This is a genomic window from Cellulomonas sp. B6, assembly GCF_001462455.1.
GTDB lineage: Bacteria > Actinomycetota > Actinomycetes > Actinomycetales > Cellulomonadaceae > Cellulomonas.
The window spans coordinates 1-9,952 of record NZ_LNTD01000269.1 but is presented as its reverse complement, the minus strand read 5'-3'; the positions used below and the strand labels follow the sequence as shown (position 1 = coordinate 9,952).

The window sequence follows — 9,952 nt, the reverse complement described above, 5'->3', positions numbered from 1 at the left end:
CGAGGGGCGAGTCGTCGAAGCCGACGACCGACACGTCCTCGGGGACGCGCAGGCCGAGCTGGCGTGCGGCGCGCACGGCGCCGAGCGCCATGAGGTCCGAGCCGCAGACGACGGCGGTGTGCCCCGACGCGAACAACTCGGTCGCGGCGGCGTGGCCACCCTCGACCGTGAACAGCGTCGAGACGACGTGCGCGTCGGCGTCGGTGGTCCCCAGGTGCTTCTCGAGGAGCGAGACGAACGCGTCGCGCTTACGCTGCGAGGGGACGAACCGCGTGGGCCCGACGGCGAGCCCGATCGCGCGGTGGCCGAGGGAGTACAGGTGACGGAACGCCTGGTCCATGGCCGCGGTGTCGTCGGTCGACACCGCGGGTGCGTCGACGCCCTCGGCGTACCCGTTGACGAGCACGAGCGGCACGCCGCGCCCGCGCAGCCGGTGGTAGCGGTCCTTGTTGGCCGTGGTGTCGGCGTGCAGGCCGGAGACGAACACGATGCCGTCGACCGAGTGCTCCATGAGCAGCTCGACGTACTGGTCCTCGGTGGTGCCGCCGGGGGACTGCGTGCACAGCAGCGGCGTGTACCCGCGGTCGCTGAGCATCGTCTCGATGATCTGCGCGAACGCGGGGAACACCGGGTTGGTCAGCTCGGGGACCACGAGCCCGACGAGGCCGGCGGAGCGCATCCGCAGCTTCTCGGGCCGCTCGTAGCCGAGCATGTCGAGCGCGGTGAGCACCGCCTGGCGCGCCTGCGCGGACACGCCCGGCTTGCCGTTGAGCACGCGCGACACCGTCGCCGTGCTCACCCCGGCCTGCTCGGCCAGGTCGGTCAGTCGTGTGCGCACAGACGGCAGCGTAGTCGGGGTCATCGGACCTCCTCGTCCAGTTGCCGCGGGTGGTGCGGAACACGCTGTGAAACCGTTGCCTGAAAGTTACCGTAACGATTTGCAGCATCGGTCGCAACGCGCCTACCTTCTCGACATGGGCCGACGGCGGCGACCGGCGTCGGTGAGTCGAACGACTACAGGAGACGAACGATGCGACGAAGCATCCCGGCCGCAGCGGTGGCGCTCGGCCTCGCCCTCACGCTGACGGCGTGCGGCGGTTCCAGCGACGACACCTCGGGCGGATCGACGCCCGGCACGACGGCCGGCGGCGGCTCGAGCGACGGCCTGGTCGTGTGGGTCGACGAGACCCGGCAGGAGGCCGTGGCGAAGGCGGCCGAGGCGTTCGAGACCGAGAACGACGTGGACGTCGAGCTCGTCCTCAAGAACTTCGAGGACATCCGCGCCGACTTCCTCGCGCAGGTGCCGACCGGCGAGGGCCCCGACGTCACGGTCGGTGCGCACGACTGGCTCGGCGAGCTCACGACGAACGGCGTCGTGGCGCCGATCGAGCTCGGCGACAAGACGGCCGACTTCGAGGACGTCGCCGTGCAGGCGTTCACGCAGGACGGCCAGGTCTACGGCCTGCCGTACGCGATCGAGAACATCGCCCTGATCCGCAACACCGCGCTCGCGCCGACCGCCCCCGCGACGTGGGACGAGGCCGTGGCCGCCGGGCAGGCCGCCGGCACGAAGTACCCGTTCCTCATCCAGACCAGCACCGAGGGTGACCCGTACACCTTCTACCCGCTGCAGACGTCGTTCGGCGCCCCCGTGTTCGCCCAGAACGACGACGGCTCGTACACGGCCGACCTCGCGATGGGCGGCGAGCCCGGCCAGGCGTTCGCGACGTGGCTCCAGGCGCAGGGCGCGGCGGGCGTGCTCTCGACCGACATCACGTACGACATCGCGGTCGAGGCGTTCAAGAACGGCGAGTCGCCGTTCATCGTCGGCGGCCCGTGGATGCTCGAGCAGTTCGCGGGCCTCGACCTCGCGATCGACCCGGTCCCCGCGGCCGGGCCGCAGCCCGCGCAGCCGTTCGTCGGCGTCCAGGGCTTCTACGTCTCGGCGCAGAGCGACAAGGCGCTGCTCGCGAACGACTTCCTCGTCAACTACCTCGCGACCGACGAGGCGCAGCTCGCGCTCTACGAGGCCGGCAGCCGGCCGCCCGCGCTCAAGTCGGCCGCCGAGCAGGCGTCCGCCGACCCGATCACCGCCGGCTTCGCGGCCGTCGGCGCCGAGGCCGTCCCGATGCCGTCGATCCCCGAGATGGGCTCGGTCTGGGCGTTCTGGGGCGTCACCGAGGCGAACATCATCTCCGGCCAGGCCGACCCGGTCGCGTCGTGGGACAAGATGATCGCCGACATCCAGGGAGCCATCGGCTCCTGACCCCCCTCGCTCCGGCCGCGCCGCGGATCCCCCCGCGGCGCGGCCGGGCGGTCCGGTCCACCTTCTCCGGCGCAGCGACGCGCCGACCTCCACCGCTCGGAAGGCGCGCGATGTCCACGCAGGCTCCCACGGTCGACGGCACCAGCGACGCCGTCACCCCACCGGGTCCGTCCGGCCCCACCGGCCGGCGCGCGGGCCGCGACCCCGGGCGCGGCCCGGTCCGTCCGGGCACGCTCGTGAAGATCGCGCTCATGGCGGTCGTCAACGCGCTCGGCGTGTTCGGGATCCTCGCGGCGTGGCGTGAGGGCAGCACCGGCATCCTCGTGTCGATGGTCGCGCTCGTCGCGGTCGCCGACTGGGTGTACTTCTCGCGACGCTCGCTGCCGATGAAGTACATCCTGCCCGGGCTGGCGTTCCTGCTGGTCTACCAGGTGTACGTCGTCGCCTACACGGGCTTCGTCGCGTTCACCAACTACGGCGACGGCCACAACTCGACCAAGGAGCACGCGGTCGAGGCCCTGCTCGTGCAGAACGAGCGCCGCGTCGAGGGCTCGGCGTCGTACCCGCTGACGGTCGTCGAGCGCGGCGGGCAGCTGGGCTTCGCGGTCGTCGAGGACGACGAGGCGCTCGTCGGCACGGCGGACCAGCCGCTCACGCCCGCCGACGGCGCCACCGTCGAGGACGGCCGGGTCACGCAGGTGCCCGACGCGACCGTGCTGAGCCGTCCGGAGGTCCTCGCGCGGCAGGCCGAGGTCACCCAGCTGCGCGTTCCCGTCTCGGAGGACCCGAACGACGGGTCGGTCCGCACGCAGGACGCGCGCACGGGCTTCGTCTCCACGCCGTCGCTCACGTGGGACCCCGAGGCCGACACCATGACCGACGTCACCACGGGCACGGTGTACCGCGCGACGTCCGACGGCTGGTTCCGCTCCGACGACGGCGACCGTCTCAACGTCGGCTGGCGCGTCATGGTCGGCTTCGACAACTTCCGCACCGCGTTCGGCGACGAGCGCTACGCGGGACCGTTCCTGCGCATCCTCGTGTGGACGTTCGCGTTCGCGATCGGGTCGGTCGTCTCGACGTTCCTGCTGGGGCTGTTCCTCGCGATCACGTTCAACGACACGCGGCTGCGCGGGCGCAAGATCTACCGGACGCTGCTGATCTTCCCGTACGCGATCCCCGGGTTCCTCGCGGCGCTGCTGTGGTCCGGGCTGCTCAACCGGTCGTTCGGGTTCGTCAACCAGGTCCTGCTCGGTGGGGCCGCCGTGCCGTGGCTCACCGACCCGTGGCTCGCGAAGCTCTCGGTGCTCGGCGTGAACCTGTGGCTCGGGTTCCCGTACATGTTCCTCATCTGCACCGGGGCCCTGCAGTCCCTGCCGTCCGACGTGCTCGAGGCGGCCAAGGTCGACGGCGCGAGCGCGATGCGCACGTGGCGGTCGGTCACGCTGCCGCTGCTGCTGGTCGCGACCGCCCCGCTGCTCATCTCGTCGTTCGCGTTCAACTTCAACAACTTCACGCTCATCTACATGCTCACCGGCGGCGGCCCGCGGTTCGCCGACGCGTCCGTGCCGCTCGGCCACACCGACATCCTCATCTCGATGGTCTACTCGGTGTCCGGGCTCGACGGCACGGCCGCGAAGAACTACGGCCTGGCCAGCGCGCTGTCGATCGTCATCTTCGTCATCGTCGCGACGATCTCCGCGATCACCTTCAAGCGCACCAAGCAGTTCGAGGAGATCAGCTGATGGCCACGACGCACGTCTCGCCCACCCGCACCGCCGCGGCCCGTGCGGCCGCGCCCCGGATGCGTCCGCACCGCTGGTTCGCCGAGCTCGGGTGGCGCCACCTCGTCGGCGTCGTCGCCGTCGTGTACGCGGTCTTCCCGATCGTCTACGTCATCTCCGCCTCGCTCACCGACGGCGGCACGCTCACCGGCTCCAACCGGCTGTTCGCGTCGCTCAGCCCCGCCAACTACGAGGCGCTCGGCGGCACGATGTTCTGGACGTGGCTCGGCAACTCGCTGCAGATCGCGATCGCGACCGGTGTGGGCACCGTGATGATGGGCGCCGCGGCCGCGTACGCGTTCTCCCGGTTCCGGTTCACGGGCCGGCGTGCGGGCCTGACGGCCCTGCTCATCATCCAGATGTTCCCCCAGATGCTCGCGTTCGTCGCGATCTTCCTGCTGCTCATCGGCCTCGGCAACGTCGTGCCCTCGCTCGGCCTCAACAGCAAGCTCGCGCTCATCGCCGTCTACCTGGGCGGTGCGCTCGGCGTGAACACGTTCCTCATGTACGGGTTCTTCAACACCGTGCCGCGCGAGCTCGACGAGGCCGCCAAGATCGACGGCGCGACGCACGCCCAGACGTACTGGACGATCATCCTGCGGCTCGTGACCCCGATCCTCGCGGTCGTCGCGCTGCTGTCGTTCATCGCGACGTTCGGCGAGTTCATCATCGCGCGGCTTGTGCTGCAGTCCGAGGGCAACTGGACGGTGGCGGTCGGGCTGTACGGCTGGGTGTCGTCGCTGCTCGAGGCCAACTGGGGGCTGTTCGCGGCGGGCGCCGTGATCGCGGCGCTGCCCGTGCTCCTGCTGTTCCTGTTCCTGCAGCGGTACATCGTCGGCGGTCTCACGGCGGGCTCGGTCAAGGGCTGAGCGCCCGCTACCCTCCCGGGCATGAACGGTGAGGTGACACGGACGCGGACGCGACGCGGCGTGCTGGAGCCGGTGCTGGCGACGGCCGTCACGGCGTGCGCGCTCGCCGCGATCTGGTTGGTCGCCGTGCCGCGGCCCGTCGTGTGCCCGGCGGTCTCCCCGCCGCTGCCGGGATGCACGCCGGAGCACCGGACGGCCACCGGAACCGTGTGGACGGCCGTGCTGCTGCTCGTGTGGGTCGTGACGCTCGTCGTCGCGCGGCTGCGACGGGGGGTCCTGCCGTCGCTGCTCGTCGCGCTCACGGTGGCGCTCGCGCTCGCGGCCTACGTCGGCACCGAGTTCTCGACGGGCTTCGCGACGGCCCTCGGCGACGGCGCACCTACCCTGGGCACGTGACAGCCCTCGACCCCACCGTCCGCGACCTCGACGGCTACTGCGCCGCCGACCGCGACCGCTGGCTCGCCGAGGGGGAGAAGTCGCGCGAGCGCACGCCGTTCGAGCGCGACCGCGCGCGCCTCGTGCACTCCTCCGCGCTGCGTCGCCTCGGCGCCAAGACGCAGGTCCTCGGACCGTCGAGCGACGACTTCGTGCGCACCCGGCTGACGCACACGCTCGAGGTCGCGCAGGTCGGTCGCGAGATCGGCAAGGCGCTGGGCTGCGACCCCGACGTCGTCGACACCGCGTGCCTCGCGCACGACCTGGGCCACCCGCCGTTCGGGCACAACGGCGAACGCGCGCTCGCGGAGCTCTCGCGCGGCATCGGCGGGTTCGAGGGCAACGCCCAGACGCTGCGGCTGCTCACGCGGCTCGAGCCGAAGGTGGTCGCGCCCGACGGCAGCTCGGTGGGCCTCAACCTCACGCGTGCGAGCCTCGACGCCTCGGTCAAGTACCCGTGGCGCTACGGGCAGGGCCCCGTGAGCGCCGCGAGCGGGCGCCCGACGCACAAGTTCGGCGTCTACGAGGACGACCTGCCCGTGTTCACGTGGCTGCGGGCCGACGCCCCGCCCGGGCGCAAGTGCCTCGAGGCGCAGGTCATGGACCTCGCGGACGACATCTCCTACTCGGTGCACGACGTCGAGGACGCCGTCGTGGGCGACCGCGTCGACCTCGGCGTGCTCACGCGACCCGACGAGCGCGCGCGTGTGCTCGACGCCGTCGAGACCTGGTACGGCGCCCAGGTGTCCGGACCCGAGCTCGAGGCCGCGATGGACCGGCTCGTCGCGGCACGGCTGTGGGAGCCCGGGTTCGACGGGTCGCGGCGCGCGCTCGCGGTGCTCAAGGACGCGACGAGCCAGCTCATCGGCCGGTTCGCCAAGGCCGCGCAGCAGGCGACCCGCGCGCGCTACGGCGACGGTCCGCTCACGCGGTACGCCGCCGAGCTCGTCGTCCCGCACGAGACGCTCGCCGAGATCCTCGTGCTCAAGGGCCTCGCGGTCGCGTACGTCATGGCGCCGCGCGAGCTCGAGCCGCTCTACCAGCGGCAGCGCGAGGTGCTGCACGACCTCGTGGCCGTGCTGGCCGACCGCGGGCCCGACGCGCTCGAGGCGCCGTTCGCCGCCGACTGGCGCGCGGCCGACGACGACGCGCAGCGGCTGCGCGTCGTCGTCGACCAGGTCGCTTCGCTCACCGACGTGTCGGCCGTGGCGTGGCACTCGCGGCTGGTCCGCCCGCCGCGGCACTGAGGCCGCGACGTCCGGGCCGGTGCCGGGGGAGCACCGCTCAGTCGCCCGCGTCCAGGGGCCACACGGGTCGCACCTCGATGCGGCCGCCTCTCGCCATCGGGTGCGCCGCCGCGACCGCGAGCGCCTCGTCGAGGTCGGCGCAGTCGATCACGTCGTAGCCCGCGATCTGCTCGCGCGTCTCCGCGAAGGGTCCGTCGGTGAGCAGCACCTGCTCGCCGCGGCGCCGGACGGTCGTCGCGGCCTCGACCGGGCGCAGCCGGTCGCCGTGCCGCCACACGCCGCGCGCGTCGACGTCGGCTCCCCACTCCTCGATGGTCGGGTCCCCGGGCGCGGCGTCCTCGCCGTCGGGGTCGGTGCAGATCAGCAGCAGGTACTCCACGTCGTCCTCCTCGTGCCGCGGGCGCGTGCCGCCCGGTCGTCGCCATGACGAGCGACGGTCGCCACATTCGACACCCGGCCGCCCGCCGCCGCGATCCGACCACGCCCGCGGACGCCTAGACTCACGCCCGTGGCGGGACGGATCCGGCGGGAGGACGTGGAGGCCGTCCGCGAGCGCGTCCGGATCGAGGAGGTCGTCGGGGCGCACGTCGCGCTGCGGCCCGCGGGCGTCGGGTCCCTCAAGGGGCTGTGCCCGTTCCACGACGAGCGCTCGCCGTCGTTCCACGTCCGCCCCCAGGTGGGGCGCTACCACTGCTTCGGGTGCGGCGAGGGCGGTGACGTCATCGCGTTCGTGCAGGCCGTCGACGGTCTCGGGTTCGCCGACGCGGTCGAGTACCTCGCGTCCCGCGTCGGCATCCAGGTCCGCTACGAGGACGGCGGGCCCACACGGCCCGGGGAGGAGCCGGGACGGCGCCGGCGCCTGCTGGACGCGCACCGCGTGGCCGAGGAGTTCTACCGCGAGCAGCTCGTCTCGCCGCAGGCGGCGGCCGCGCGCGCCTTCCTGTCCGAGCGCGGCTTCGACCGGTCGGCCGCCGACACGTTCGGCGTGGGCTTCGCGCCGCAGGGCTGGGACGGGCTGCTGCGGCACCTGCGCGGGCGCGGCTTCACCGAGGCCGAGCTCACCGCGTCGGGGCTCGTGAGCCAGGGGCAGCGCGGCATCTACGACCGGTTCCGCGGGCGGCTCGTGTGGCCGATCCGCGAGGTCACGGGCGAGACGGTGGGCTTCGGCGCGCGCCGGCTGTTCGACGAGGACAACGGGCCCAAGTACCTCAACACCCCCGAGACGCCGCTCTACCGCAAGTCCCACGTGCTGTACGGCATCGACCTGGCCAAGCGGGAGATCGCCAAGGCCAAGCAGGTGGTCGTCGTCGAGGGGTACACCGACGTCATGGCCATGCACCTGTCCGGCGTGCCCACGGCGGTCGCGACGTGCGGCACCGCGTTCGGCTCCGACCACTCGCGGATCGTGCGGCGCCTGGTCGGCGACGCCGGTGGTGCGGGCGGCGTGCAGCTCGCGGGCGGGTCGTCCGTGGGCGGCGAGATCGTCTTCACGTTCGACGGCGACGCCGCCGGGCAGAAGGCCGCGCTGCGCGCGTTCGGCGAGGACCAGGCGTTCAGCGCGCAGACGTTCGTGGCGGTCGAGCCCTCGGGCATGGACCCGTGCGAGCTGCGCCAGGCCCGCGGGCCGGACGCCGTGCGCGCGCTCGTCAGCTCGCGGCAGCCGCTGTTCGCGTTCGTCATCCGCTCGACGCTCGCGGCGCACGACCTGACGACGGCTGAGGGGCGCGTCGGGGCGCTGCGCGCCGCGGCGCCCGTGGTCGCGGGCATCCGCGACTCGGCCCTGCGGCCCGAGTACGAGCGCCTGCTGGCCGGGTGGCTCGGCATGGACGACGTCGCGGGCGTGCGCCGCGCGGTCGCCGACGCAGCCCGCCGTGGCCCGCGTCCGGGCGCTCGCCCCGGGCCCGAGCGGGACGCCCGACGCCCCGTCGCGGGCGACGCCGCGCCCGCACCCGTGCCCGTCGCGCGCATGACGGCGCCCGACCGCCGGGACCCGGTCGCGCAGGTCGAGCGCACGGCGCTCGAGGTCGTGCTGCAGCACCCCACGCTCGTGCCTGCGGACTTCGACGCGCTCGCGCCCGACGCGTGCACCGCACCGGCCTACCGCGCCGTGCACGAGGCCGTGCGCGCCGCCGGCGGGGTCGCCGCGGCGCACGAGCACGTCGCCCGCGGCGGTGAGGCCGCGTGGGTCGGCGCCGTGCTCGAGGAGGCCGCCGAGCCCGTGCGCGCGCTGCTCACCGAGATGTCGGTGGCGCCCCTGCCCGAGGACCGCCCGGACTCGTTGCCCGGGTACGTGCGCGGCGTCGTGATGCGCCTGGTCGACATCGGCTACACGCGGCAGATCGCCGACGTGCGGGGTCGCCTGCAGCGGCTCGACGCGGCCGTCGACGCGGGCGAGCAGCGCGCGCTGCTCGGCGAGCTCATCGAGCTCGAGGCGCGGCGTCGCACGTTGCGCGAGACCGCCTGACGCACCGCGTGCGTGCCGCCCGCCGGCGGTGCCGTCGCCGTCAGCGCAGCGCGACCAGCCCTGTGCCGTCGTCCTCGACCCGGGTGTCGCACACCGCGGTGACGGTCATCGCGCGCAGCCGCAGGCCGCCGCCGTAGTAGGACAGGAACGCCGTGTCGGTCGCGTCCCGGCCGGTCGCGATCCGCAGCATCGAGCCGCGCGGCGCGAGCCGGGTCGCGTCGACCACGTGCCACGCGCCGTCGACGTAGGCCTCCGCGACCGCGTGGAAGTCCATCGGCCGCAGACCGGGCGCGTAGACCGCGGCGAGCCGTGCGGGCGTGTCGCACGCGCGCAGCAGCGCGACGACCAGGTGCGCGAAGTCGCGGCACACCCCGCGCCGCTTGAGCAGCGTGTCGGTCGCCCCGTCGGTCGGCAGGCTCGAGCCGGACAGGTACGTCACGTGGTTGCTCACCCACGCGACCACGGCGTCGAGCAGGTCGGCGCCGGCCAGGCCCCGGAACTGGTCGCGCGCGAACGCGAGCAGCCGGTCGGACTCGGCGTAGCGGCTCGGGCGGCGGTACTCGACGAGGTCGACGTCCTCGAGCGGTGCGGGTGCGCTCTGCCCCACGACGGTCGCCTGGTAGTCCACGACGACCCGGCCCGCGGGCGCCAGCACACGGTGGACCCGCCCGCCGTGCGGGGTCTTGATCTCCTGGACGTCCAGCGGGGCGTCGTCCGAGCGGACGAGCAGGCTCTCGGTGCGTTCGAACGGACCCTCCGCGACGGCCACGGACAGCAGCAGCTCGAGCGGTGCGTGGACGTCGAGCGAGAGGTGGGCGGCCACGGAGCGCAGCACGACGGGTCCTTCCCCGGCCAGGACGGGCCGGACGACGGGTGGTGACGGGGGA

At 73.5% G+C, this 9,952-nt stretch carries 9 protein-coding genes; 6 read left to right on the top strand and 3 right to left on the bottom strand.

Translation table 11 applies throughout. The features are described from left to right. On the bottom strand, positions 1-862 hold an 862-nt coding region (locus ATM99_RS17765), incomplete at its 3' end, for a LacI family DNA-binding transcriptional regulator (RefSeq protein WP_062104129.1). A gap of 168 nt (positions 863-1,030) precedes the next feature. On the opposite strand from ATM99_RS17765, the gene ATM99_RS17760 reads away from it, so the two are divergent. From ATM99_RS17760 to ATM99_RS17740, 5 genes are all read left to right on the top strand, one after another. Then, positions 1,031-2,266 carry a maltose ABC transporter substrate-binding protein gene (locus tag ATM99_RS17760; RefSeq protein WP_062104128.1) on the top strand — a complete coding sequence of 412 codons (1,236 nt, stop codon included), beginning with the start codon at positions 1,031-1,033 and terminating at the stop codon, positions 2,264-2,266. A 110-nt stretch (positions 2,267-2,376) separates the two neighbouring features. Beyond that, positions 2,377-4,011: an ABC transporter permease subunit gene (locus ATM99_RS17755; protein ID WP_062104127.1), complete on the top strand. Its 1,635-nt coding sequence runs from the start codon at positions 2,377-2,379 to the stop codon at positions 4,009-4,011. Beyond that, positions 4,011-4,919 (top strand): sugar ABC transporter permease, encoded by a 909-nt coding sequence (locus tag ATM99_RS17750; RefSeq protein ID WP_062104126.1) that lies wholly within the window; start codon positions 4,011-4,013, stop codon positions 4,917-4,919. The genes ATM99_RS17755 and ATM99_RS17750 overlap by 1 nt, the downstream gene beginning before the upstream one ends. A 21-nt stretch (positions 4,920-4,940) precedes the next feature. Further along, the gene (locus ATM99_RS17745) at positions 4,941-5,315 is read left to right on the top strand and encodes a hypothetical protein (RefSeq protein ID WP_150118357.1); all 375 of its coding nucleotides are present in this window, start codon (positions 4,941-4,943) and stop codon (positions 5,313-5,315) included. Continuing rightward, complete coding sequence (locus tag ATM99_RS17740; protein WP_062104124.1) at positions 5,312-6,601, top strand: deoxyguanosinetriphosphate triphosphohydrolase; 1,290 nt, start codon at positions 5,312-5,314, stop codon at positions 6,599-6,601. The genes ATM99_RS17745 and ATM99_RS17740 overlap by 4 nt, the downstream gene beginning before the upstream one ends. 37 nt (positions 6,602-6,638) lie before the next feature. Here the strand turns inward: ATM99_RS17740 and ATM99_RS17735 are convergent, their stop codons facing one another. Further along, on the bottom strand, positions 6,639-6,980 hold the full coding sequence (locus ATM99_RS17735) for a YciI family protein (RefSeq protein WP_062104123.1): 342 nt from the start codon (positions 6,978-6,980) through the stop codon (positions 6,639-6,641). 129 nt (positions 6,981-7,109) lie between these two features. Between ATM99_RS17735 and dnaG the strand changes: the two genes are divergently transcribed. After that, positions 7,110-9,065 carry a DNA primase gene (gene dnaG / locus ATM99_RS17730; protein WP_062104122.1) on the top strand — a complete coding sequence of 652 codons (1,956 nt, stop codon included), beginning with the start codon at positions 7,110-7,112 and terminating at the stop codon, positions 9,063-9,065. Between the two features lie 40 nt (positions 9,066-9,105). Here the strand turns inward: dnaG and ATM99_RS17725 are convergent, their stop codons facing one another. Continuing rightward, a complete protein-coding gene (locus tag ATM99_RS17725; protein WP_062104121.1) occupies positions 9,106-9,900 on the bottom strand; it encodes a transglutaminase family protein in 795 nt (264 codons plus the stop codon). Positions 9,901-9,952 lie beyond the last annotated feature (52 nt).

Excerpts from the sequence above, each read along its gene's own strand:
- ATM99_RS17760 (WP_062104128.1), top strand. The coding sequence starts at position 1,031 with ATGCGACGAAGCATCCCGGCCGCAGCGGTGGCGCTCGGCCTCGCCCTC.
- ATM99_RS17755 (WP_062104127.1), top strand. The coding sequence starts at position 2,377 with ATGTCCACGCAGGCTCCCACGGTCGACGGCACCAGCGACGCCGTCACC.
- ATM99_RS17750 (WP_062104126.1), top strand. The coding sequence starts at position 4,011 with ATGGCCACGACGCACGTCTCGCCCACCCGCACCGCCGCGGCCCGTGCG.
- ATM99_RS17745 (WP_150118357.1), top strand. The coding sequence starts at position 4,941 with ATGAACGGTGAGGTGACACGGACGCGGACGCGACGCGGCGTGCTGGAG.